Source organism: Janthinobacterium sp. SUN128, from assembly GCF_030587275.1.
In the GTDB taxonomy this organism is placed as follows: Bacteria; Pseudomonadota; Gammaproteobacteria; order Burkholderiales; family Burkholderiaceae_D; genus Janthinobacterium; species Janthinobacterium lividum.
In genome coordinates this window covers 575051-599505 of record NZ_JAPWHY010000002.1, presented here as the reverse complement: position 1 = coordinate 599505, position 24455 = coordinate 575051, and the positions used below count along the sequence as shown (strand labels likewise).

General features: G+C 63.0%; 21 protein-coding genes. 12 read left to right on the top strand and 9 right to left on the bottom strand.

What is annotated here, in order from left to right; genetic code table 11:
- Nucleotides 1–300 precede the first annotated feature (300 nt).
- The 3 genes from O3297_RS22610 to O3297_RS22600 all read right to left on the bottom strand — a co-directional run bounded on the left by O3297_RS22610 (nt 301) and on the right by O3297_RS22600 (nt 3378).
- Nucleotides 301–1203 (bottom strand): LysR family transcriptional regulator, encoded by a 903-nt coding sequence (locus tag O3297_RS22610; protein ID WP_034785584.1) that lies wholly within the window; start codon nt 1201–1203, stop codon nt 301–303.
- 85 nt (nt 1204–1288) lie between these two features.
- On the bottom strand, nt 1289–2218 hold the full coding sequence (locus O3297_RS22605; RefSeq protein ID WP_034785582.1) for a pseudouridine-5'-phosphate glycosidase: 930 nt from the start codon (nt 2216–2218) through the stop codon (nt 1289–1291).
- A gap of 2 nt (nt 2219–2220) precedes the next feature.
- Complete coding sequence (locus O3297_RS22600) at nt 2221–3378, bottom strand: carbohydrate kinase (protein ID WP_070260158.1); 1158 nt, start codon at nt 3376–3378, stop codon at nt 2221–2223.
- A 541-nt stretch (nt 3379–3919) separates the two neighbouring features.
- Here O3297_RS22600 and xapA point away from each other — a divergent pair.
- The 7 genes from xapA to O3297_RS22565 all read left to right on the top strand — a co-directional run bounded on the left by xapA (nt 3920) and on the right by O3297_RS22565 (nt 12529).
- Entirely contained in the window at nt 3920–4759 is an 840-nt protein-coding gene (gene xapA, locus O3297_RS22595; RefSeq protein WP_034785579.1) for a xanthosine phosphorylase, read from the top strand.
- 117 nt (nt 4760–4876) lie between these two features.
- Nucleotides 4877–6070 carry a phosphopentomutase gene (locus O3297_RS22590; RefSeq protein WP_034785578.1) on the top strand — a complete coding sequence of 398 codons (1194 nt, stop codon included), beginning with the start codon at nt 4877–4879 and terminating at the stop codon, nt 6068–6070.
- Complete coding sequence (deoC, locus tag O3297_RS22585) at nt 6067–7026, top strand: deoxyribose-phosphate aldolase (protein WP_046685481.1); 960 nt, start codon at nt 6067–6069, stop codon at nt 7024–7026. The genes O3297_RS22590 and deoC overlap by 4 nt, the downstream gene beginning before the upstream one ends.
- Before the next feature lie 12 nt (nt 7027–7038).
- Nucleotides 7039–9420 (top strand): aldehyde dehydrogenase family protein, encoded by a 2382-nt coding sequence (locus O3297_RS22580; RefSeq protein ID WP_370385439.1) that lies wholly within the window; start codon nt 7039–7041, stop codon nt 9418–9420.
- Between the two features lie 74 nt (nt 9421–9494).
- On the top strand, nt 9495–10817 hold the full coding sequence (deoA, locus tag O3297_RS22575) for a thymidine phosphorylase (protein ID WP_099389597.1): 1323 nt from the start codon (nt 9495–9497) through the stop codon (nt 10815–10817).
- An 82-nt stretch (nt 10818–10899) separates the two neighbouring features.
- A complete protein-coding gene (locus O3297_RS22570) occupies nt 10900–11307 on the top strand; it encodes a cytidine deaminase (protein ID WP_034785574.1) in 408 nt (135 codons plus the stop codon).
- A gap of 10 nt (nt 11308–11317) precedes the next feature.
- Nucleotides 11318–12529 (top strand): nucleoside deaminase, encoded by a 1212-nt coding sequence (locus tag O3297_RS22565; RefSeq protein WP_099389596.1) that lies wholly within the window; start codon nt 11318–11320, stop codon nt 12527–12529.
- Here O3297_RS22565 and O3297_RS22560 read toward each other — a convergent pair.
- The 4 genes from O3297_RS22560 to O3297_RS22545 form a co-directional block, all read right to left on the bottom strand.
- A complete protein-coding gene (locus O3297_RS22560) occupies nt 12526–13689 on the bottom strand; it encodes a dipeptidase (protein ID WP_305050214.1) in 1164 nt (387 codons plus the stop codon). The two genes, O3297_RS22565 and O3297_RS22560, sit on opposite strands and share 4 nt — an antisense overlap.
- A gap of 11 nt (nt 13690–13700) precedes the next feature.
- Nucleotides 13701–14123 (bottom strand): VOC family protein, encoded by a 423-nt coding sequence (locus O3297_RS22555; protein ID WP_034785571.1) that lies wholly within the window; start codon nt 14121–14123, stop codon nt 13701–13703.
- 160 nt (nt 14124–14283) lie between these two features.
- Complete coding sequence (locus O3297_RS22550) at nt 14284–14553, bottom strand: hypothetical protein (protein ID WP_305050212.1); 270 nt, start codon at nt 14551–14553, stop codon at nt 14284–14286.
- 142 nt (nt 14554–14695) lie between these two features.
- Nucleotides 14696–15178 carry a hypothetical protein gene (locus O3297_RS22545; RefSeq protein ID WP_034785567.1) on the bottom strand — a complete coding sequence of 161 codons (483 nt, stop codon included), beginning with the start codon at nt 15176–15178 and terminating at the stop codon, nt 14696–14698.
- A 310-nt stretch (nt 15179–15488) separates the two neighbouring features.
- On the opposite strand from O3297_RS22545, the gene O3297_RS22540 reads away from it, so the two are divergent.
- On the top strand, nt 15489–16424 hold the full coding sequence (locus O3297_RS22540) for a choice-of-anchor A family protein (RefSeq protein WP_305050211.1): 936 nt from the start codon (nt 15489–15491) through the stop codon (nt 16422–16424).
- A 13-nt stretch (nt 16425–16437) separates the two neighbouring features.
- Here O3297_RS22540 and O3297_RS22535 read toward each other — a convergent pair whose 3' ends face one another.
- Together O3297_RS22535 and O3297_RS22530 are read right to left on the bottom strand one after the other, a co-directional pair.
- Entirely contained in the window at nt 16438–17136 is a 699-nt protein-coding gene (locus O3297_RS22535; protein WP_099389594.1) for a TetR/AcrR family transcriptional regulator, read from the bottom strand.
- A gap of 10 nt (nt 17137–17146) precedes the next feature.
- The gene (locus O3297_RS22530) at nt 17147–18604 is read right to left on the bottom strand and encodes a PLP-dependent aminotransferase family protein (RefSeq protein WP_305050209.1); all 1458 of its coding nucleotides are present in this window, start codon (nt 18602–18604) and stop codon (nt 17147–17149) included.
- Between the two features lie 199 nt (nt 18605–18803).
- Between O3297_RS22530 and O3297_RS22525 the strand changes: the two genes are divergently transcribed.
- From O3297_RS22525 to preA, 4 genes are read left to right on the top strand one after another with little or no spacing between them, the layout of a single operon-like run.
- A complete protein-coding gene (locus tag O3297_RS22525) occupies nt 18804–20120 on the top strand; it encodes an aspartate aminotransferase family protein (RefSeq protein ID WP_151092840.1) in 1317 nt (438 codons plus the stop codon).
- Nucleotides 20121–20163: 43 nt separating this feature from the next.
- Nucleotides 20164–21666, top strand: coding sequence for a CoA-acylating methylmalonate-semialdehyde dehydrogenase (locus O3297_RS22520; protein WP_070280891.1), 1503 nt, complete (start codon nt 20164–20166; stop codon nt 21664–21666).
- A gap of 46 nt (nt 21667–21712) precedes the next feature.
- On the top strand, nt 21713–23080 hold the full coding sequence (locus O3297_RS22515) for an NAD(P)-dependent oxidoreductase (protein ID WP_305050206.1): 1368 nt from the start codon (nt 21713–21715) through the stop codon (nt 23078–23080).
- The gene (gene preA, locus O3297_RS22510; RefSeq protein WP_305050204.1) at nt 23080–24360 is read left to right on the top strand and encodes an NAD-dependent dihydropyrimidine dehydrogenase subunit PreA; all 1281 of its coding nucleotides are present in this window, start codon (nt 23080–23082) and stop codon (nt 24358–24360) included. The genes O3297_RS22515 and preA overlap by 1 nt, the downstream gene beginning before the upstream one ends.
- Nucleotides 24361–24455: the final 95 nt, after the last annotated feature.

Here is a 24455-nt window from a genome sequence, read left to right as displayed (position 1 = left end):
CACGAGGTGATAATTCCTTATCAACATTGCACTGTATTGCACAAGATCATTGCTGGCCTCGTGTGCTTTTATGTCGTCAGTGTGATGCTCATGCAACAGTCGCGCCCCGTCTATAGGTACAACATCGAATGGGGCTGCCGGAGCGGGCTGGGATGCGCCGTCAGTTGACGGGCAGGGCAAGCACGGGACCGGCGCCGCGATGGGCGTCCGAATCACTATGCATCATGCCAGATATGTATGACAAATACGTTTTTGTTTATGTATTTATACGCAGTGCATATAAATAGGTGGTGCCGCAGCTTAGACGGCCGGGGGATTGAGGATATTCAGGAAGGCCCGCACGACGGGAGCGTCGTCCAGCGTGGTGTAGCTGATGTACAGGTTGGCCGATGGGGGATTCGTCTTGATCGGCAGAAACACGACGCCGGGCCAGCCGATGCGGCTTGTCGTTTCCGGCACCAGGGTCACGCCCAGGCCTGCGCCGACCATGGCCAGCAGGGTTTGCGGCTCGCTCGCTTCCTGGAAGATCACGGGTTCGAAACCGGCATTGATGCAGCATTGCACCAGGTAGCGGGGAAACGCGGATTTATCGAGGTTCAGGGTGAGCATCGGCTCGTGGGCGATGTCGATCAGCTCGATGGCCGTGTTTTTCGCCAGCGGATGGTGTTCATTGACGGCCACGCAGACATTTTCGCGGAAGCACAGTTCCTGGCGCAGATTATCGTGACGCAAGTCGTCGTCGTTGAGCTTGGGTTCGCGCCAGAAGCCCACGTCGATCTGCTTGGCGCGCAAGGCTTCGTATTGCACCGTGGGACCGAATTCATGGATGGTCCAGGTGACGCGGGGGAATTTGGTCTGGAATTCTTCCAGCAGGCTGGGGATGGGCCCCCACATGGCCGAGCCGACGATGCCCACGCGTAAGCGGCCCACTTCGCCGCGGTCGATCTGGCGGATGGTGTCGATGGTCATGCGCATCTTGGCCAGCAGGTCGGCGGCCTCGTTCATCAGCGCCTTGCCCGCCACGGTCAGCTCGAACGTGCGCGTGGTACGGGCAAACAGGCGCACGCCCAGTTCGCTTTCCAGTTTCATGATCTGCTGGCTCAGGGGCGGCTGCGAGATATGCAGGCGCTCGGCGGCGCGGCTGAAGCTTTTCTCCTCGGCAACGGCAAGAAAATACTTTAACTGTTTCAGATCGATGGACATGCTTTCCTTGGCGTTGCGTGTTGCTAGGCGATGGAACGGCGCACGAACCCGTGAAGGCGCGCGCGCTTTCTTTACAGCAGTCCTATTATCGTGCCACGACCGCCTGCATGGCAATGGCCAGCGCGGTGCCGACCTGGGCATTGTGCTTGACCAGCGCGATATTCGTCGCCAGGCTGCGGCCATCCGTCAGTTGCTTGATGCGCGATAACAGGAATGGCGTGACTTGCTTGCCCTTCACGCCGCCCGCGTCCGCTTCCTGCAGCGCTTGCGTGGTGATGGCATCGATTTCTTCCTTGGGCATGGCTTGCGCGGCTGGCACGGGGTTGCTGACGACCACGCCGCCCGTCAAGCCCAGCTGCCACTTGGTGCCGATGAAGGCGGCTTGTTCGGCGGCCGTGTCGAGGCGGAAATCGGCCTTGAAGCCGCTTTCGCGCGTGAAGAATGCCGGGAAACCTTCCTGGCCCACGCTGATGACGGGCACGCCGTGGGTTTCCAGGTATTCCAGGGTCAGGCCGATGTCGAGGATGGATTTCACGCCCGCGCAGACGACGGCCACCGAGGTTTGCGCCAGTTCCTGCAGGTCGGCGGAAATGTCGAAGCTCGTTTCCGCGCCGCGGTGCACGCCGCCGATGCCGCCCGTGACGAACACGGAAATACCGGCCAGTTCCGCGCAGATCATGGTGGCGGCCACGGTGGTGGCGCCCAGTTTGCGCTGCGACAGGACGAACGGCAGGTCGCGGCGGCTGACCTTCATGGCGTCGGGCGAGGTGCCCAGCAATTCCAGCTGTTCGGGCGACAGGCCCACGCAGATCTTGCCGTCGATGATGGCGATGGTGGCCGGCACGGCGCCGCCGTCGCGGATGATCTGCTCCACTTCGCGCGCCATTTCCACGTTTTGCGGATACGGCATGCCGTGCGAAATAATGGTCGATTCCAGCGCCACGATGGCCTTGCCGGCGGCGCGCGCGTCGAGCACTTCTTGCGAGAACAAGAGGAAATTCTGTAATTGGGTCATGTTTAATCCTGTTGAAAGAGGGTAGGGGGAGGCGGCGCCAGGTCGGCGTCGTCAATGCTGTCGAGCGCGCCGGCGGAAATCTGGGGGGAGACGGTGGCAGCCGATTCCAGGGTCATGGCGGCCAGCTTCAGGCCGCGCCGGCAAGCCAGTTTCAAATCGCTGCTGTCGTGGTAGAGCGACCAGCAGACGGCGGCGGAAAACGCGTCGCCGGCGCCCGTCACGTCGACGGCGTCCACTTCGCGCGCGGCCAGGTGGACGATAGGCGCGTCCGGGCTGTCGCCATCCGTGAAGTACACGCCTTCGCCGCCGCAGGTGACGATCACCTGGCGCGCGCCCTGGCGCTGTACTTCGCGGCAGGCGGCGCGCAGGTCCGCTGCCGTGGGCAAGGTCCGCGCCACGCGCGTTTCCAGTTCGCCCCGGTTCAGGATCAGCAGGTACAAGCCCGTCAGGTCTTGCGGCAGGTGCGCCATCTTCGGCTGCGAGACGGCGACGATGACGAGCGGCGTCGCGTGGGCCGCATCCTGGCGCGCGTCGGCCAGCAGTGCCTGCACGCTGTCGTGACCGAGGTTCAGGTCGCAGACGGTGAGGGCGGCGGCGGCGCGCTGCGGCTGGCGGCTATGCAAAAAGGCCGGTGTCAGCTGTTCATAGAGTTGCATGTTGGCCATCGCCAGCAGCATTTCGCCATGTTCGTCGAGCACGGCCGTGTAGGTGCCGCTGCTGGTATTGCTCAGATGTAAGCTGCCGCGCATGTCGATGCCGGCGTCTTCCGCGTGCGTCTGCAGGGCGTGGCCGGCCGCATCGTCGCCCAGCGCCGTCAGCAGGGCCACGGGGATCGACAATCGGGCCAGGTTTTCCGCGATGTTGCGGCCCACGCCGCCAAATACTTCTTCCGAACGCACGGGATTCGAGGTGCCCATCTGCAAGGTCGCCAGGGTGCGCATCTTGCGGTCGAGGTTGGCGGCGCCTATGCACAGCACGGGGCGGCTGTCGGGCAGCACGTAGGCGCGTCCCAGCAGGCGCCGCTCACGGATGAGGCCGGCGATGTGGCCGGCGACGGCCGAGCGCGACAAGCCCAGTTCGCTCGCCAGGTCTTGCTGCGAGATGAAGGGGTTGTTGCGGATCAGCGTATACAGCTGGTCTTTTTTATTGGTATCGGTCACAAGGTTTTCGCTGAGGTTTAAACATTTGTCTGAAACTGTAAACATTTGTCTTGTCGGTGTCAAGCGTGTGTGACGTTCGTATCGGACGTGCGCCAAAAGTGGTCGTATGGAGCTTGTATGCAAGCATTTCCCGGGCATGGCGAACCTGGGCTTGTCTCGACTATAATATCGGCCATTTATATTTGAATTGTATAAATGGGCAAGAAAAATGGTATTTGCCATACATATTCCGTTTGATGCATAGTGGCGGCAAATGGAGGCTATCCCAGTAGGGAGCGTCTTCTGCTGGCAGTGCATCAGGAGCGCGGATAAGGCGTGAGGAGGAAGCGTGGCGAGCCACGCGACGACGATCAACGCAGTCCCCGCTTCTGAGGTGCGCCAGCAGGGGATGTATTCATCTACTGGAATAGCCTCAATGGCAATACGCATCTGGATATACCAGCAGCACCCATATACATACCCGTAACCTGGGCCGTACTTCTTCACCGGGCACGGCCGTGCAGGCAGCAACCCATCATCATTAGTCAATCAGAGGATAACCATGTCGAACAACACCCCTTTCCACGCCGCCGAAATCATCCGTGCCCGCGCTCCTGAAAATTTCAAGCCGCGCGTGGCGATGATCCTCGGCTCCGGCCTGGGCGTGTTGGCCGAGCAGATGACGGACGCCGTCAGCATCAGCTTTGACGAATTGCCAGGCTTCCCGATCAGCACCGTGCACGGCCACGCCGGCGAACTGGTGATCGGCACCCTGTCGGGCGTCGCCGTCGTCTGCATGAAAGGCCGTGGCCACTTCTACGAAGGTTATGGCATGGGCGTGATGACGAGCGCCATCCGCACCTTGAAACTGCTGGGCTGCGAAATGCTGTTCGTCACCAACGCCGCCGGTTCCCTGCGCCCTGAAGTGGACGCCGGCAGCCTGGTGGCCATCAGCGACCACATCAACCTGTTGCCAGGCACGCCGATGGTCGGCCCGAACGACGACCGCTTCGGTCCGCGTTTCTTCAGCATGGCCAACGCCTACGATGCGGACTTGCGCAAGCTCGTCGCGGACACGGCTGCCTCGAACGGCATCACCCTGCACGAAGGCGTGTTCGTCGCCTACCCTGGCCCGAACTTCGAGACGGCCGCCGAAATCCGCATGATGGCCCGCCTGGGCGCCGACACGGTCGGCATGTCGGTGGTGCCGGAAGTGGTCTCGGCCCGCCATTGCGACCTGAAAGTGGTGGGCGTGTCCGTCATCACCAACCTGGCCGAAGGCATGTCGCCATTCGCCCTGTCGCACGAGCAAACCCTGAAATACGCGGCCATCGGCGCGAAAGACCTGGTCAAGCTGATCCTGGCTTTCCTGGCCAAAGTCGCTGAAAAACCGCAAGCCTAAGCACTTTTTTATGCAGTAGCGGCACGCCGGCCACCGGCGCTGCCGCGCGGCAGGCCGGGAAAAACCGGCCTACACTGTCCGCATCATCCCGCATCAATCCATAAAGCGAGCCTTATCATGTCACGCGCATTTATCCTCCTGCTTGATTCCTTCGGCCTTGGCGCGACGCCAGACGCCGCCAAGTATGGCGACGCAGGTGCCAATACCTTTGGCCACATTGCCAGCACTGTCGCCAAAAGCGGCAAGACCTTGAAACTCCCGAACATGGAACGCCTGGGCCTGGGCGCCGCGGCGCAACTGGCCAGCGGCGAATGGGCCACGGGCTTCGACCAGCGCGACGGTTTTACCGGCGCCTACGGTGCGGCGCGCGAGCGCTCCACCGGCAAGGATACGCAGAGCGGCCACTGGGAAATCGCCGGCGTGCCCGTCGAATTCGACTGGGGATATTTCCCCCGTACCACGCCATCGTTCCCCGCCGACCTGACCGACAAGCTCAAGGCCATGTCCGGCGTGCCGGGCTTCCTCGGTGACTGCCATGCCTCGGGCACGGACATCATCAACAAGCATGGCGATGAACACGTCGCCACCGGCAAGCTGATTATCTATACCTCGGGCGACTCGGTGATGCAGATCGCCGCGCATGAAGAATCGTTCGGTCTCGAGCGCCTGTACCAGGTATGCGAAATGGCCTTCAAGCTGGTCGAGCCGTACAACATCGGCCGCGTCATTGCCCGCCCGTTCACCGGCAGCAATGGCAACTACACGCGCACGTCCAACCGCCACGACTACGCCGTCGCGCCACCCGCGCCGACCCTGCTCGACCACGTCAAGAATGCGGGCGGCGAAGTCGTCGGCCTGGGCAAGATCAGCGACATTTTCGCTACCCAGGGCATCTCCAGAGTCGTCAAGGGCGTCGACAACATGGCGCTGTTCGAAGCGCTGTTGAAAACGGCCGATGAAGTGCAGGACAAGTCGCTCACCTTTGTGAACTTCGTCGATTTCGACCAGGCTTTCGGCCACCGCCGCAACGTCGAGGGCTATGCCGACGCGCTGCGCGAAATGGATGCGCGCCTGCCGGAATTCATGGCCAAGCTCAAGGAAGGCGACCTGGTCGTGATCACCGCCGACCATGGCTGCGACCCGACCTGGCACGGCTCCGACCACACCCGCGAACATATACCGATGATCTTCTTCGGCCCCGGCGTCGCCCCGCGCGCACTGGGTATTTCCGAGACCTTCTCCGATATTGGCCAAACCCTCGCCAAGCACCTTGGCGTACCACCACTTGCTAATGGAACCAGCTTGTTATGACACTCATGCACCCCGAATTCAAGCGTAACGAGGCCGTCGGCCTCGACCTGGGCTGGATCAACCAGATCCGCGTCAACCGCGCCGCGACAGACCGCCGCGCGGCCAGCCTGGCGAACCGCCGCACCGTGAAAAAGGAATACCAGGCCGCCTGGCTGGTGAAAGCCATCCAGATGATCGACCTGACCACCCTGGGCGGCGACGATACGCCGGGCCGCGTGGAACGCCTGTGCATGAAGGCCATGCGCCCGCTGCGCGCCGACCTGATGGACGCACTGGGTTTGACGGAACTGAGCACCGGCGCCGTGTGCGTGTACCACGAGATGATCCAGCCGGCCGTGAAGGTCATCCAGGGCCGTTTGCCCATCGCTGCCGTGTCGACGGGTTTCCCGGCCGGCCTGACGAGCATGGAAACGAAGCTGCGCGAGATCGAACTGTCGGTCGCCGCCGGTGCTTCGGAAATCGATATCGTCATCACGCGCCAGCACGTCCTGAACGGCAACTGGCAAGTGCTGTACGACGAAATGCTCGCTTACCGCAAGGCTTGCGGCGAAGCGCACGTGAAGGCGATTCTCGCCACGGGCGACTTGCTGACCATGGAAAACGTGGCCAAGGCTTCGTGGGTCTGCATGATGGCAGGCGCCGATTTCATCAAGACTTCCACCGGCAAGGAGGGCGTGAACGCCACCATTCCCGTGGCCCTGACGATGGTGCGCACGATCCGCGAATACCACGAGCAGACGGGCTTCCAGGTGGGCTTCAAGCCGGCCGGCGGCGTCAGCTCGGCCAAGAGCGCGCTGCAATACCTGACCCTGATGAAGGAAGAACTGGGCAACGAATGGCTGCAGCCGCACCTGTTCCGCATCGGCGCTTCCAGCCTGCTGACCGACATCGAGCGCCAGCTTGAGCACTACGTCACCGGCAGCTACTCGGCCAATCATCGTCACGCACAACCTTAAAGAACAATCGTCATGCCAACAATTAACGAGATTCTCAATACTATGGACTACGGCCCTGCTCCCGAAAGTCAAAAAGAAGCGCAGGCGTGGCTTGATGGCCACCAGCGCACATTCGGTTTGTTCATCGACAATGCCTGGAGCGAGCCTGCGGAACTGTTCGCCTCGACCAATCCTGCCGACGGCACGCAGCTGGCGGAACTGACGCAAGCGAGCGATGCAGACGTGGAACGCGCCGTGGAAGCGGCGCGCCGCGCGCTGCCCGTATGGCAAGGCATGGGTGGCCACGGCCGCGCGAAATTCATGTACGCGCTGGCCCGTCTGCTGCAAAAGCATTCGCGCCTGTTCGCCGTGCTGGAAACCCTGGATAACGGCAAGACCATCCGCGAAACGCGCGATATCGACCTGCCGCTGGCCGCGCGCCATTTCTATCATCACGCCGGCTGGGCGCAGCTGCAGTCGGAAGAGTTCGCCGACTACCGCGCCGTGGGCGTGGTGGGCCAGATCGTGCCGTGGAATTTCCCCCTGCTGATGCTGTCGTGGAAAATCGCCCCGGCCCTGGCTGCCGGTAACACGGTCGTCTTCAAGCCGGCCGAATTCACGTCGCTGACCGCCATGCTGTTCGCCGAACTGTGCGTGCAGGCGGGCGTGCCGGCCGGCGTGGTCAACATCGTCACCGGCGACGGCCGCGTGGGCTCGGCCATCGTCAACCATCCTGGCGTCGACAAGATCGCGTTTACGGGTTCCACCGAAGTGGGCCGCCTCATTCGTGAAGCGACGGCCGGCAGCGGCAAGAAGCTGTCGCTGGAGCTGGGCGGAAAGTCGCCGTTCATCGTCTTTGAGGACGCGGACCTGGACGGCGCCGTGGAAGGCCTGGTCGATTCGATCTGGTTCAACCAGGGGCAAGTGTGCTGCGCCGGTTCGCGCCTGCTGGTGCAGGAATCGATCCAGGAGCGCTTCCTGAACAAGGTGCGCGCGCGCATGGAAAACCTGCGTCTCGGCTCGCCCCTGGACAAATCGATGGACGTGGGCGCGCTGGTCGACCCCGTGCAGCGCCAGCGCATCGCCGCGCTGGTCGATTCGGCCCGTGCCGAAGGCTGCGATGTATGGCAGCCGGCGTGCGAGTTGCCTGCCGACGGTTCGTGGTTCCCGCCCACCCTGATCACGGGCGCGTCGACCTCGGCCGCCGTGGCGCAGGCTGAGATCTTTGGCCCCGTGCTGGTGGCCATGAGCTTCCGCACGCCGCCTGAAGCGGTGCAACTGGCGAACAACACGGTGTACGGCCTGGCCGCCAGCGTGTGGACCGAGTCGATCAGCCTGGCGCTCGATATCGCTCCCGCCATCAAGGCTGGCGTGGTGTGGATCAACAGCGCGAATCAGTTCGACGCCGCGTGCGGCTTCGGCGGCTACCGCGAATCGGGCTTCGGCCGCGAAGGCGGCCGCGAAGGCATGCTGGAATACATGACTGCCCTGGCCGAAGATGCGCGTCCGGCCTTGCCGGTGGTGGAAGCGAAAGCCAAGGGCAATGTGAAGCCGGCGGCAGCCGATCCGTTCGCCATCGACCGCACGGCCAAGATGTACATCGGCGGCAAGCAGGCGCGCCCTGACAGCGCCTACAGCACCCCCGTGTTCGGCGCGAATGGCACCCTGCTGGCCGAAGTGGGCGTGGGCAGCCGCAAGGATATCCGCAACGCCGTCGAAGCGGCCCATAAAGCGTCCGGCTGGACCGGCGCCACGGCGCACAACCGCGCGCAAGTGCTGTACTACATCGCTGAAAACCTGGCCGCGCGCGCCGACGAATTTGCCGCCCGCATCGCCGCCATGACGGGCAGTAAAAATCCTGAGAAGGAAGTACAGGCATCGATCGAACGCCTGTTCTACTACGCTGCCTGGGCCGACAAGTACGACGGCCTGGCGCACCAGCCGCCAACAAAAGGCATCACCGTGGCGCTGAACGAAGCGGTCGGCGTGATCGGCATCGTTTGCCCGAATGAAGCGCCTTTGCTCGGCTTCATTTCGCTGGTGGCGCCGGCCATCGCGCTGGGCAACCGCGTGGTGGTGGTGCCGTCGGAAGCGCATCCGCTCTCCGCGATGGACCTGTACCAGGTGTTCGATACGTCCGACTTGCCGGGCGGCGTCGTCAACATCATCAGCGGCAACGCCGATGAACTGGCGCGTACCCTGGCCACACACGCCGACATCGACGCCGTCTGGCGCCATGACGGTTCCGCCGAAGGTTGCGCGGAAGTCGAGCGCCTGTCGGCCGGCACCCTGAAGCGCACCTGGGTAGGCGGCGCGAAGGGCCGCGACTGGTACAGCGCCGCGCAAAGCGGCGGCCGTGCCGTGCTGGCGCATGCGTCGCAAGTGAAAAACGTGTGGATTCCTTACGGCGTCTGATAGGTAACTAGCGTTACAAAGCTGGGGTCAGATCCGCAGGGACTGACCCCAGATCTCATGATTGGAGTTATTCCATGTTGTTAACCCAGGAAATCATTCGCAAGAAACGCGACAAGGGCGTGCTGAGCGCCGAGGAAATCCAGTTTTTTGTGCGCGGCATTACTGACGGCAGCGTCAGCGAAGGCCAGATCGCGGCGCTGGGCATGGCCGTCTATTTCAACGACATGAACATGGACGAGCGCGTGGCGTTCACCCTGGCCATGCGCGATTCCGGCCAGGTGCTGGACTGGCGCTCGCTGAACCTGCCGGGCCCCATCGTCGACAAGCATTCGACGGGCGGCGTGGGCGATGTCGTCTCCCTGCTGCTGGGGCCCATGGTCGCCGCGTGCGGCGGCTACGTGCCGATGATCTCGGGCCGCGGCCTGGGCCACACGGGCGGCACGCTGGACAAGTTCGACGCCATTCCCGGCTACTGCACGGTGCCGGACAATGAACTGTTCCGCAAGGTGGTGCAGGAGATCGGCGTGGCCATCATCGGCCAGACGGCGCAGCTGGCGCCGGCCGACAAGCGTTTCTACAGTATCCGCGACGTCACCGCCACGGTGGAGTCGGTGGCCATGATCACCGGCTCCATCCTGTCGAAGAAACTGTCGGCTGGCCTGGATGCGCTGGTGATGGACGTGAAAGTGGGCACGGGCGCCTTCATGCCGACCTACGACAAGTCGGTGGAACTGGCCGAGAGCATCGTCGCCGTCGGCAACGGCGCGGGCATGCAGACGTCGGCGATTCTGACGGACATGAACGAGTCGCTGGCGCCGTATGCGGGCAATGCGCTGGAAGTGCGCGGCGCCATGGATTACCTGACGGGCCGTTCGCGTCCCGCGCGCCTGCATGAAGTCACCCTGGCGCTGTGCGCCGAGATGCTGGTGCTGGGCGGCCTGGCTGCCACCGAAGAAGAAGCGCGCGTGAAATTGATGGCGGCCCTCGATTCGGGTGAAGCGGCCGAGCGCTTTTCGCGCATGGTATCTGCCCTGGGCGGCCCGGGCGACCTGGTCGAACATCCGGACAAACACCTGGAACAGGCACCATTCATCGTGCCGGCGCCGGCGCTGTCCGCCGGTTTTGCCAACGTGCGCGATTGCCGCGCCATTGGCCTGGCCGTGGTGGCCCTGGGTGGTGGCCGCCGCCGTCCGACCGACAGCATCGATTTCGCTGTCGGCCTGACGGACCTCGTGGGCCTGGGCGAGCAGGTGGCTGTCGGCCAGCCGCTGGCCATGGTGCACGCGCGCACGGAAGCGGCGGCGCAGCAAGCTGTCAGGGAAATCCAGCAAGCGTATGCCATCAGCGCGGTGGCGCTGGAGGCCAATCCGGTGATTTACCGTACCATTCGACCATAACTTAGCCCTAGAAGCAAAATCTGGGGTCAGACCCTGAGGGTCTGACCCCGGTCTTTCGCGGGTTTTACAGATAGATAAGCAAATGAACAACCAAGAACTGATCGCCGAAGCCAACGCTGGCCGCGAACTGGCCTACGCGCCATACTCGCGTTTCAAGGTGGGCGCGGCGCTGCTGTGCAAGGATGGCCGCGTCTTCCGTGGCTGTAACGTGGAAAATGCCGCGTATGGCCTGTGCAACTGCGCCGAACGCACGGCGTTTTTCAGCGCCATCGCGCATGGCTGCAAGCCGGGCGACTTTGCCAGGCTGGCCGTCACGGGCGACACGGCGGAACCGATCTCGCCATGCGGCGCCTGCCGCCAGGTGATCTTCGAGATGGGCGGCGCCGACCTGCCGGTGATCCTCACCAATCTGAAAAACGATGTCATGGAAGTGACGGCGGGCTGGCTGCTGCCGCACGGCTTCGGCAATTCCGACCTGGACATGAAGTAACAGGATCCGCTTGAACAAGACGATCGACATCCAGGCCGCCGTGGCGATTGCCGCGGCAGAAGCCATGGCAGCCAAGACGCAGGGTACATTTGGCGTGGGCGGCGTGCTGCTCGATGGCGCCGGCAACGTGCTGCAATCGATGCACAACAACGTCGTGCGCCAGGGCCTGGTGTTCGACCCCACCGCGCATGGCGAGCGCCAGCTGGTGGATTGGTATTTCGCCGAACGGGCCAAGGGCACGCCCTTGCCGCCGCCGGGCGAACTGACCATCGTCACCTCGCTCGATCCGTGCTGCATGTGCACGGGGGCGATTTTGGCGGCCGGTTTCAACGTGGTGGTGGCCGCTCCCGATGTCAAGGCGGGCATCAATTACGATGGCAGCGCCAGTTTTACCGCCTTGCCGGCGCCGCTGCAGGCGCAGGCCGGCCGCAGCTTTTGCTATCCGGCCGTGCGTGGCGCCACCGAGTATGCGCGCCTGCCTTCCGGCGCCGCGCCCAAATCTTTTTTCATCGGCAAGAGCATCCACGAGGCGACGCAGGCACTGTGCTCGCTCGTGTTCGAGTCGACATCGGCGCAGGTGATGCAGTTGCTGAACGCCGGCGACGACGTGTACTTGCGCGATCCCGCCACCTTGCCGTCCGAGCATGCCGTGGTGCGCGCCCTGCGCCGCCGCTATCCTGATGCCCTCACTTACCGCTGCGCGCCGCATGCGCCGGATGCCGGCCTGGCGCCATTTTTGCAGGCGGCCATGGAGCAGGATGTGCGCGATGGCGGGCAGGGCGACGCGGCCGCCTTGCTCGATTCCTTTGGCAACCTGCTGCTGTGCATGCCGGGAAAATTGGCGCAGTCGGTCATCCGCACGCCATTCATGGAATGCACGCGCCAGTACGCGCAACTGCGCTTTGAATTGATGGCGAACGCGGAGCCGGCGCTGCAGGAAGAAATTAAAAGCTACCTGGGGCATCCCAAGCATGGCACCTTCGTGCTGGCCATCGGCCCGGACGACAGCGCCGCCAGCTTCATGACCCTGGGCGCCTACGGCTCCACCATGGAGGGGGCGCTGCCGGAAAATAATCCCGCGCAATTCCAGTATGTGCGCCCGGCCATGGATGAAGACGTGCTGCTGGCGCTGTGCGAGTCGATGCCGCCGTTGTACCGCAAGCTGATACGCATCCGGCCACGCCAGGTGGCGGACCATGCGTTGATCAGCGTACTGGGCTAGGCGTCGTCGTCCGGCAGGTTCTTCAGCAGGAAGTCGCGTACGTTTTCGCCCGCCACGCGGCGGATCTGCGCTTCCGACAGGCCAGCGTCGAGCAGCGCCTGCGTCAATCGCGGCAAGCCCGTCGCATCGATGGCCGTGGTGACGGCGCCGTCGAAGTCCGAGCCATAGGCCACGTGTTCGGCGCCGATCAGTCTTACCGTGTACTTGATGGCGCGCGCGATGGACGCCACGTCCTTGCCGCAGACGGCCGTGTTCCAGAAGCCGATGCCCACCAGGCCACCCTGGGCGGCGATGCGTTTCAACTGGCTGTCGCTGAGGTTGCGGCCGTTGGCGCAAGTGCCGCGCACGCCCGTGTGCGACACCATCACGGGGCGTTTCGCCATCGTTAACACGTCGTCGATGGTGGCCGGCGAGGCGTGCGCCAGATCGACGATCATCTTGCGCTGCTCCATGGCGCGCAGCCATTGCCGGCCCAGCGGCGTCAGGCCGCCTTTTTTCATGCCGTGCTGGGAACCGGAGAGTTCCGTGTCGAAGAAATGCGTGGGCGCGGCCATGCGGTAGCCGGCCCGGTACAGGGTATCGAGGTTGTCCAGCTTGCCTTCGAGCGCATGCGCGCCTTCCAGCGTCAGCCAGCCGGCCAGCAGGGCGGGGTCTTTTTCGCGCGCGGCGATGAAGCTGCGCAGCTGGGCGCGGCTGCCGATCACCCGGACCTTGCCATGGCTCTTGGCCGCTTGCTGGCGCAACTCGTCGGCCTGCCAGGTGGCGCGCGCCAGCAGGCTGTTCCAGGTAGCGGGCGGCAAGCCTTGTGCCACCACCAGGGCCGTGATGTTGTCCGTGTCACTACTGTTGCGCTCGATATTCATCCTGCGCGGCGTCTTGGTCACGACAGAAAAGGCTTGCAGCGCCACGTTGGCCCGTTGCAGGCGCGGGAAGTCGACATGCCCGCGCTGGCTGTCGCGGTTCAGGTTGCGTTGCCACAGCAGGCTGTCCGCATGCAGGTCGGCGATCCACAGGCTCTGGTGCAGGGCCACGGTGGCTGCCGATGGCGCCTTGCCGGACGGAGGGTGGACACGGTTGAGGTGCTCGTCGACGAGGACGGGAGCGGACAGGAAACCGCCGATCAGCGCAAGGCTGGCGGCGGCGAGGGTACTGATAATCATTGTTCTCCGTTTTACCATGGATCGTAGGTGCCCAGGCTCCAGATATGGCCTTCCGGGTCGCGGCAGGTAAAGCCCCGTCCGCCGTAATCTTCATCCTTGATGTCGAGTACGATCTCGGCGCCGGCTTCGCGCGCACTGCGGTAGACGGCATCGGCATCGCTGACGACCAGGTAGCAGTTTTGCGTATTGGCGCCGCCGACGTCGCCGGGCAGTTTCATCAGGCGGCCATAGTCGCTGTCGATGGCTGGCGCCACCATGACCATGCCATTGCCAAAGCTCAGCTGCGCATGGGCGACGCCACCATTGCCGTCAGGCACGATCAATTGTTTTTCAAAGCCGAGCGCCTTGCACAGCCATTCAATGGCGGCGGGCGCGTCTCGGTAGCGCAGGCAGGGAATGGTCGTCGCTGCTGTAGCTTTTGCTGTCGTGGTCATCAGAAAACTCCTATGGCTGTGGGGGAGTAGCTTCGATCATGGATACTGCCTGGCGTTCCGTACCCATACCGTCCATCGGGATGGGTTTGATGCCTGTCAGTGCTGTGCCCATCCATAGTGCCATAGAACAATCATTGCACTCCTGCCACGACGCAAATTTTTATTGCGGCGACTGCTGCGAGCCCGGCGCTTTTTCGTCTGCGCCGGCATCATCGCTGTTGCTTGCCCATTTCAGCAGCATGACGAGGGCAAACAGCATGATGGCCAGCGGCAAGATGGTAATCAGGAACGCCAGGCCCAGGCAGCACGCCAGCAGCATGGGCCACGACATGGCCCGCAAGGCGGCCAGGCCCTGGCGCGTGTAAGCGCACAGCTCGTTCCAGAAAGCGCTGAAGGAAGTGCTGCCCGGTGCCGAATTGATGTCTTTCATGCCGTTCTCCTGTCGTGTGGGTGCCGCTGCCGTATGCATGCTGGCGATGAGTCCACTATAGGCAGAACCATGCTGCCGGGCATCGCGTATGCGACGAATGGCAGGAATGGCGGACCGAACGGCGACAAATCAGGACAAACGGTTATTCAAACACCTTGAGTTTCAGCTGGAAACTGAGGGCGCCATACAGGCGGTCCTTGTAGGAAGGCACGATGGCGATATTCACGCCCACGCGCTGGTATTCATAGCTGATGGTGGGGACCAGGGCCGGGAACCAGCCGCCATCGCGCATCTTCGGATAGCCGCTGAAGCCGCCAACGACGGCGCCGACGCGCAGCGGGCCTACCTTGATCGGCTGGTAGTACACGCCCAGGTAGTTCGAGTAGGCACGGTCGCTATTGTAGAAGCGGCCCGCCGTGACCGACGCGACCGTGGAAAAGCGGTATTCGGCGCCCAGGCCCGGATTGCTGTCATTCAGGTTCTTGTCGCGCTGAAAGTGGTACGAATAAAAGCCCGCGTTGAGCCAGGTTTCGCTCAGCGGCTGGTTATCGATCATGTTCACAACATCGGCGTGTGCGCCGCAGGCATATGCCAGCATCAGTGCGCCTAGGGACAATCGTTTCATGCGTGCTTCATCCTTATGATTTCGTATTCTGTGGCCTGGCCTGTCTGGCGCTGCCGCGATCGTATCACCAAGTTGGCTGCGCTTCTAAGCAATATTGAAACAGCAGAACAGACGGCTGTTTTCCCATCTGTTCAAAGCGCCATCCGGATGGCTAAGGCGTTCTCCGGGCAGCGACAGCAAAACAATTTCCATTATGCAACTATGTTTGCATAATCGTTACAAAAGTTGTTGATTTGCGACATCTCAAATCAACTAGATATGATATTCTGGCGTCAAGTTAATTTTCTTTTTGGAAATAAAAATGTCAAGCATGCCTAAATTGCCACTCCTTCTCGTTCTGTCGACCGTGTTCGCTGCCGGCGCCGCGCAAGCCGGTGTTGTCGATCTGGGTATCGGTGGCGCCAATTTGTATTCCCTGAGCAACTTCAGCGCATCCGGCAGCGATGTCGAAGGCGGCGTACTGGTTGCCGGTAACCTGTCCGCATCGAGCTATTCGATCAATGACAAGAACAAGGACGCCTACGTCACGCACGGTAATACCGGCTATGCGCTGGTCGTTGGCGGCAACCTGAACTACAGCTCCGGTTCGATCAAGAACGGCAACTATTTTGTGGGCGGCAACACGACGACGAGCAGCGTGGGCCTGAACACGGCGAGCAAGACCACGGCGTCGCCCGTATCGTTTGTCTCCACCTCGGCGCAACTGAAAAACACCTCGACCTCGCTGGCGAAAGTGGCGTCCACGGGCAGCAGCTCCGTGGCCTACGGCGGCATGACCCTGAAGGGCGGCACGGGCAGCGTGCAAGTGTTCGATCTGACTTCCGCGGCGTTGGGCTCGGTGAACAACTTCAAGTTCAGCAACCTGCACACGAACGACACCCTGATCCTCAATATCAGCGGCAAGAATGTGAACCTGTCCGGCGGCTACGGCGATTTCAGCAAATACAATGTGCTGTACAACTTCTATGAAGCGCAAAACATCACCTTGAACGGTGTGGGCCTGTATGGCAGCATTCTGGCGCCGCTGGCGACCCTGGCCGGCGGCAATGGCCAGATCAACGGCAACGTGGTGGTGGGTAACTGGGCTTCGAACATCCAGGTCAACGCCAACCATTATTTCAACGCCACCAACGTGGCCGGTTATGTTTCGGCCGTGCCGGAACCGGAAACCTATGCGATGTTGTTGGCAGGCCTGGGCCTGGTTGGCTTCATGGCGCGCCGCCGCAAGGGCAAGACGGCAGCATAAGCGTTTGCGCTGTTCAGGAAACCGCCTTGCAAGGCGGTTTTTTTTCGCCTGCGGGCGGCATGGACACGGCCGCCAGCACCATGTGCGCGATCAGGATTTCCGCATCCTCGTAATCCTTGCGCGTGAGCTGCTTGCGCTCCAGCACCAGGGCCATCTGCGCTGAAAAATCCGCATACGATTGCGTCATGGCCCAGATGGCGAACATCAAGTGCGTGGCGTTGACGGGTGCTATCCTGCCGGCCGCGATCCAGGCTTCGAAGACGGCGATATCCTTGCGCAGCAGGGGCACGACCCGGTCGCGTATCTGCGCGCCGTACAGGGGCGCGCCATTGATCACTTCCAGCGCATACACGCGCGAAGCCCACGGCTGTTCGCGCGAAAAACGCAGCTTGGCGCCGATGTAGGCGCGCAGCACGTCGCGCGGTTCGTCGTGTTCATTGGCCAGCGACTCCATGCGCGCCAGCCAGTCGTCGAGCACATCGTCGAGCACGCGCTGGTACAGCAGCTGCTTGGACGGGAAGTAATACATCAGGTTTTGCTTCGACAGGCCGGCCCGTTCGGCGATGGTGGCGATCGACGCGCCCTCATAGCCGCTTTCCGCGAACGCGCGCACGGCTTGTTCCAGGATGTCCGCTTCCAGGCGGTCGCGGTTTTGCAGGCGCCGGCCGCCGGCATTTTTCACGGGAAGGGCAGGGGATTTTTCGCTGGCCATGGCAAGTTCTTTAGCGTGGGCGGATCGATTGCAGGAACGCTTGCAGCACGGGGGTATCGGTGTAGGCCACGTTGAAGCGGAACCACACCGTCTCGGGCGCGCGCAGCATGAAAAATTCGTTCGGCGAGAGCAGGATGCCGGCCTTCAAGGCCATGTCGGCGATGATCTTGCCATTCCATTCCGGTGTTTGCACGTCGGGCCAGCCGGCGCTGACGAACATGCCGCCGCGGGGCCGTGCCACGGGCGCCATGCCCGCCTGCGCCAGGCAGTCGATGCTGCGCTCGCGGGCCGCATCGAGCTGCGCCACCAGCCGCTCGACCATCCGCTTGTAGGGCCGCGCGGAGATGGCGTGGTAGACGGCGCGCTCGTTGATTTCCGACGTCGTCAGTCCCGCCAGCATTTTCACGCGTACCAGTTCGGCCACCAGCGAAGGCGAGGCGCAAATCGACCCCACGCGCAGCACGGGCGACAGGGTCTTGGAAAAGCTGCCCACGCGGATCACGCGGCGCAAGCCATCCATGGCCGCCAGCGATGCGTCGCCGCGCGCCGCCAGTTCGCGGTAGATATCGTCCTCCACCAGCCAGAAATCGAATTGCTCGGCCAGTGCCAGCAGCCGGTGCGTCTGCGCCTGGCTGAGCGAGGTGCCGAGCGGGTTTTGCAGCACCGTGTTGACGAACATCAGCTTGGGCTGGGTGCGCGCGGCCTCGCTGGCCAGCGCATCGAGGTCGAGGCCCGCCTCGCCGCGGCTGATGCCGACGGGGATGCAGCCGTGGTGGCGGATCAGCGACTGCAGATTGCTGTAGCCGGGGTCTTCCACCAGCACCGTGTCGCCCGGCTTGGTCAGGCTGCGCAGGATCAAATCGAAGGCATGCGTGGCGCCATGCGTCAGCAAGATCTGGTCCGGCTCCACCTGGAACAGTTCTTCCGACAGGCTGGCGGCCAGGTGCTGGCGCAGCGAGGGAAAACCGAGAGGATGGCCATAGCCGCGCAGCCTGCTGGCGGGAATGCGCATGGCCTGGCGCACGGCATCGAGCACGGTCGCTTCGCCATACATCTCGGGCGGCAGCCAGCCCGCACCCACGGGCAGGGCATCGGACACGCCCGAATACAGGTCCGGCGTGAGGGCATCGATGGCGGTGGGACTCGCGTGTACGGCCGCCTGCGGCGAGGCGGCGACATCGTGGCGCGCGACGAAATAGCCGGAACCGCGGCGCGACGACAGCAAGCCCAGGTTGACCAGGCGGTCGTACGATTCGACGACGGTAAACGTCGACACGCCATTGCAGCGGGCGAACTGGCGCACGGACGGCATGCGCGTGCCGATGCGCAGGGCGCGGCTGCCCACCATGACGCTGATGGCGATGACGATCTGCTCGACGAGGCCGCCCTTTTTCTGGCGGTCGATGTCCAGCACGGGCCAGCCGCTTGCTTGCTCGGGGGCATCGTCTGTGCTGTCGCTGTGCTTCACGGTGGCTCCTTATGCTGCCTTGCACAAAACTGTAGTGGTTTTCCGACCTGTACGGTTGGGGTACTTTGCCGTTTGTGTATCTGTGCCATTGGGGATGGCCTGTCTATTATTACATCAGCTTTTTGCCAACTGGTAAATTATTTTACGCTTCGTCAAAAACGATCCTGGCTCCGCGCCAGCCCATCCCAAGGAGAAGGTCATGAACGAAACAAGGCCGGAATCGATGTCGGCATTCTGGATGCCGTTTACGAACAACCGTGATTTCAAGGCCAACCCGCGCCTGCTCGTGTCGGCTGAAGGCATGTACTACAAGGACGTCGATGGCAACGCCATCCTCGATGGCACGGCCGGCCTGTGGTGCGTGCCGTGCGGCCATGCGCAGCCGAAAATCGTCGGTGCCATCCGCGACATGGTGGGCCAGCTGGACTTCGCGCCGACCTTTCAGATGGGCCATCCGGCCGCCTTCGACCTGGCGGAAAAGCTGATGGACTACACGGGCCACAAGTTCGGCCACGTGTTTTATACGAACTCCGGTTCCGAAGCCGTCGACACGGCGTTGAAGATCGCGCTGGCCTATCACCGGGCGCGCGGCGAGGGCGCGCGCACCCGTCTGATCGGCCGCGAACGCGGTTACCACGGCGTGGGTTTTGGCGGCATTTCCGTGGGCGGCATCGGCGGCAACCGCAAGACCTTCGGCCCGCTGCTGCCGGGCGTGGACCACCTGCCGCACACGCATAACCTGGACAAGAACGCCTACACGGTGGGCGAGCCCGAATACGGCACCCACCTGGCTGATGAACTGGAACGCATCGTCGCCCTGCACGACGCCTCGACGATTGCCGCCGTCATCGTCGAACCGGTGGCCGGTTCCACGGGTGTGCTGATCCCGCCGAAAGGCTATCTGAAACGCTTGCGCGAACTGTGCACCAAGCACGGCATCCTGCTGATCTTCGATGAGGTGATCACGGGTTTCGGCCGCATGACGACGCCGTTCGCTGCCGACTATTTCGATGTCGAGCCGGACCTGATGACGACGGCCAAGGGCCTGACCAACGGCATGGTGCCCATGGGCGCCGTGTTCAGCAAACAATACATCCACGACGCCTTCATGGACGCGCCGGCCGGCATCGAACTGTTCCACGGCTACACGTATTCCGGCCACCCGCTGGCTTGCGCCGCCTCGCTGGCGACCCTGCAAGTGTTCGAGGAACAGGACATCCTGGGCCACGCTAAAGCGATGCAGGCGTATTGGAGCGACGCTGTGCATTCCCTGAAGGGCCTGCCGCATGTGATCGACTTGCGCAGCATCGGCCTGATCGCCGGCATCGAGCTCGATCCCATCGCCGGCAAACCCGGCACGCGCGCCTTCAACGCCTTCAAGCAGGCGTTCGCCGACGGCGTGCTGATACGCACGACAGGCGACATCATCGCCCTGTCGCCGCCGCTGGTGCTGGAAAAACAGCATGTCGACGAGCTGTTTGGCAAGCTGGCCAAGGTACTCAAAAATCTTGATTGAACTGTGACCCGGCACTTGTTTTTGGGTTTGACAAAGGAATACCATGAACACTCTCGACACCATCACTCACTACATCAACGGCGCCAAGGTCGACACGCAGAGCGGCCGCTATGGCGACGTGTATAACCCCGCGCTCGGCGAACCCGTCGCCCGCGTCGCGCTGGGCACCGTGGAGGACGTGGACGCGGCCGTGCAGGCCGCCGCCGCCGCCTTTCCTTCCTGGTCGGCCACGCCGCCCTTGACGCGCGCGCGGGTGCTGTTCCGCTACCTGCAGTTATGCCAGCAGCACACGGACGACTTTGCCGCCATGCTCACGCGCGAGCATGGCAAGACCTTTGCCGATGCGCAGGGCGAGGTGGCGCGCGGCATCGAGATGGTGGAATTTGCCGTCGGCATTCCGCAATTGTTAAAGGGCGAATTCACGGACCAGATTTCGCGCGGCATCGATGCCTGGTCCATGCGCCAGGCGCTCGGCGTGGTGGCCGGCATCACGCCATTCAATTTCCCCGTGATGGTGCCGATGTGGATGTTCCCCGTTGCCATCGCCTGCGGCAATACCTTTGTCCTGAAACCGTCCGAGCGGGATCCATCGGCCTCCCTGCTGCACGCGAAACTGCTGAAAGAAGCGGGCTTGCCCGACGGCGTCTTCAACGTGGTACAGGGAGACAAGGTCACGGTCGATGCCTTGCTCGACCACCCGGTCGTGCAGGCGATCAGCTTTGTCGGCTCCACGCCGATCGCCGAATACATCTATGCGCGCGGCAGCGCCAGCGGCAAGCGCGTGCAGGCGCTGGGCGGAGCGAAGAACCACATGGTGGTGATGCCCGATGCGGACATGGACATGACGGTCGATGCGCTGATCGGCGCGGCCTACGGTTCGGCGGGCGAGCGCTGCATGGCCATCTCCGTCGTCGTGGCCGTGGGCGACGCGGGCGACAAATTGATCGATGCACTGGCAACGCGCACGGCCGCACTGAAAGTGCGCGACGGCATGGCCGACGGTGCGGAAATGGGGCCGGTCGTATCGCTGGCCGCGAAGCAGCGCATCGAAAAACTCATCGCCTCGGGTGTGGAGCAAGGCGCAACTTTGGTGGTCGATGGCCGCAACCATGTGGTGGCGGGACGCGAGAATGGCTTCTTTGTCGGCGGTACTTTATTTGACCATGTGACGCGCGACATGAGCATCTACAAGGAAGAGATTTTCGGTCCCGTGCTGTGCGTGCTCCGGTGTCCTGACGTGGTGCATGCGGTGGAGCTGATCAACGCCAACGAGTATGGCAACGGCGTGGCCATCTACACGCGCGACGGCGGCGTAGCGCGTGAATTCGTGCGCCAGATCCAGGTCGGCATGGTGGGCGTCAACATCCCCTTGCCCGTGCCGATGGCCTTCAACAGTTTCGGCGGCTGGAAGCGCAGCATGTTCGGCGACCACCACGCCTATGGCCCCGAAGGCGTGCGTTTCTACACGCGCCACAAGGCCGTGATGCAGCGCTGGCCGAATACGGCAAGTGCTGGTGTGGAATTTGCTTTTCCCCAGATGAAGTAAAGGTTTCAAACTACAAGCCGGCCGCACATAACAAGAGGAATACGCGATGATCGAGTCTTTGAACTATTTGCCGCATCCCGCCCTGCCCAACGAGGAACTGGCAGGCCATTTCACCGACCTGGCACCTCCCTTGAGCGCGCGCCAGGCGGCCATCGAAAGCGCCCGCTGCCTGTACTGCTATGACGCGCCGTGCAGCCGCATCTGTCCGTCGGAAATCGACGTGGCCAGCTTCATCCGCAATATCCACGACAAAAACATCAACGGTGCCGCGGCAGGCATCCTGAAACAGAACATCCTGGGCGGCAGCTGCGCCCGCGTCTGTCCCACGGAAATCCTGTGTGAAGATGTCTGCGTGCGCAACCACGACGCGGAGGGGCAGCCCGTCAAGATCGGCCTCTTGCAGCGCTACGCCGTCGACCACATGCATTTCGCAAGCCACCCGTTCAAACGGGCGGCAAGCACCGGCAGGACGATAGCCATCGTCGGCGCGGGACCGGCGGGCCTGTCGTGCGCGCACCGCCTGGCCATGCTGGGCCACGACGTGGTGATCTTTGAAAAGGAAGGCAAGGCGGGTGGCCTGAATGAGTACGGCATCGCCAAATACAAGCTGACGGACGATTTCGCGCAAAAGGAAATCGACTTCCTGCTGGATATCGGCGGTATCGAGATCCGATGTCGCCAGACGCTGGGCGAGAACCTGCAGCTGCGCGATTTGCACGCGCAGTATGACGCCGTGTTCCTCGGCCTGGGCCTGGGCGCCAGCCGCAAGCTGGGGCTGACGGGCGAGGACGCACCGGGCTTGCTGGCCGCCGTCGATTACATCGCCGCGCTGCGTCAGGCCGACGACCTGGCCGCGCTGCCCGTGCCGAAACGGGCGATTGTGATTGGCGCCGGCAATACGGCCATCGACATGGCCGTGCAGATCCAACGCCTGGGCGCCGAGGAAGTCACCCTCGTCTACCGGCGCGGTTTCGACGCCATGACGGCCACCCACCATGAACAGGACATCGCCAAGGCCAACCAGGTGCGCATGCTGACGTGGGCCCAGCCGCAGCAGGTGCTGCTCGATACTGACGGCAAGGTCGCCGGCATGCGTTTCGAGAAGACGCGCATGCAGGGCACGCGTTTGGCGGGGACGGGTGAAACGTTCGACGTGGCGGCCGACGCCATCTTCAAGGCCATCGGCCAGAGCCTCGACACCGACGTGCTGCATGATCCGATGGCGTCGCTGCTACAGCGCGAAGGCGACAAGATCGCCGTCGATGCGGGTTTTCGCACGGTGCTGCCGGGGATCTACGCGGGCGGCGACTGCGTGGCGCCGGGACAGGACCTGACGGTGCAAGCCGTCCAGCATGGCAAGCTGGCCGCACTGGCCATCCATTCCGATTTGTTGAATAAAGTGGAGGCTGCATAATGGCTGATCTCAGCATCGAATTTTGCGGCATCAAGGCGCCGAATCCCTTCTGGCTGGCGTCCGCACCGCCGACCGACAAGGCCTACAACGTGGTGCGCGCCTTCGAAGCGGGTTGGGGCGGCGTCGTGTGGAAAACCCTGGGTGAAGACCCGGCCGCCGTCAACGTCTCGTCGCGCTACTCGGCCCTGTATGGCAAGAACCGCGAAGTGGTCGGTTTCAATAACATCGAGCTGATCACCGACCGCTCGCTGGAGATCAACCTGCGCGAAATCACGCAGGTGAAAAAGGATTGGCCCGACCGCGCCATGATCGTCTCCCTGATGCTGCCCTGCGAAGAGCACTACTGGGCCGATATCCTGCCCAAGGTGGAGGCGACGGGGGCGGACGGCATCGAGCTCAATTTCGGCTGCCCGCACGGCATGCCGGAGCGGGGCATGGGCGCGGCCGTGGGCCAGGTGCCCGAGTACGTGCAGATGGTGACCGCCTGGTGCAAGAAGCACAGCCGTCTTCCCGTCATCGTCAAGCTCACGCCCAACATCACGGACGTGCGCATGCCGGCGCGCGCGGCCAAGGCGGGCGGCGCGGACGCCGTCTCGCTGATCAACACCATCAATTCCATCACCTCGCTGGACCTGGACCGCATGGTGGCCTTGCCGATTGTCGGCGGCGCCAGCACGCACGGCGGCTATTGCGGGGCCGCCGTCAAACCGATCGCGCTGAACATGGTGGCGGAAATCGCTCGCGATCCGCAGACGCGCGGCTTGCCCATTTCCGGCATCGGCGGCATCGGCAACTGGCGCGACGCGGCCGAATTCCTCGCCCTGGGCGCGGGCTGCGTGCAGGTGTGCACGGCCGCCATGCTGCATGGCTTCCGCATCGTCGAGGAGATGAAGGATGGCCTGTCGCGCTGGATGGACGAGAAGGGCTACGAGCGCATCAGCGACTTTTCCGGCAAGGCCGTGGCCAACACGACGGACTGGAAATACCTGGACATGAATTACCAGGTCATCGCGCAGATCAACCAGGACGACTGCATCAAATGCGGCAAGTGCTACGTGGCTTGCGAAGACACCTCGCACCAGTCGATTGCACAACTGATCGACGCCGCCGGCACGCGCACGTATGAGGTGATCAAGGAGGAGTGCGTGGGCTGCAATCTGTGCGAAATCACCTGTCCGGTGCAGGGCTGCATCACGATGGTGCCGCAGGCCACGGGCAAGCCGTACATGAACTGGACGCAGGATCCCAGGAATCCCCGCGCGTTGGCGGAGACAGCATAGGGCACGGTTATTGCGTGCGTTTATTTTTATAAACAGCGGCGCGTCTTTGCAGTAAGCTAGATTACTTAAAAGCCGAGCCGTTTCCACATTGCCGT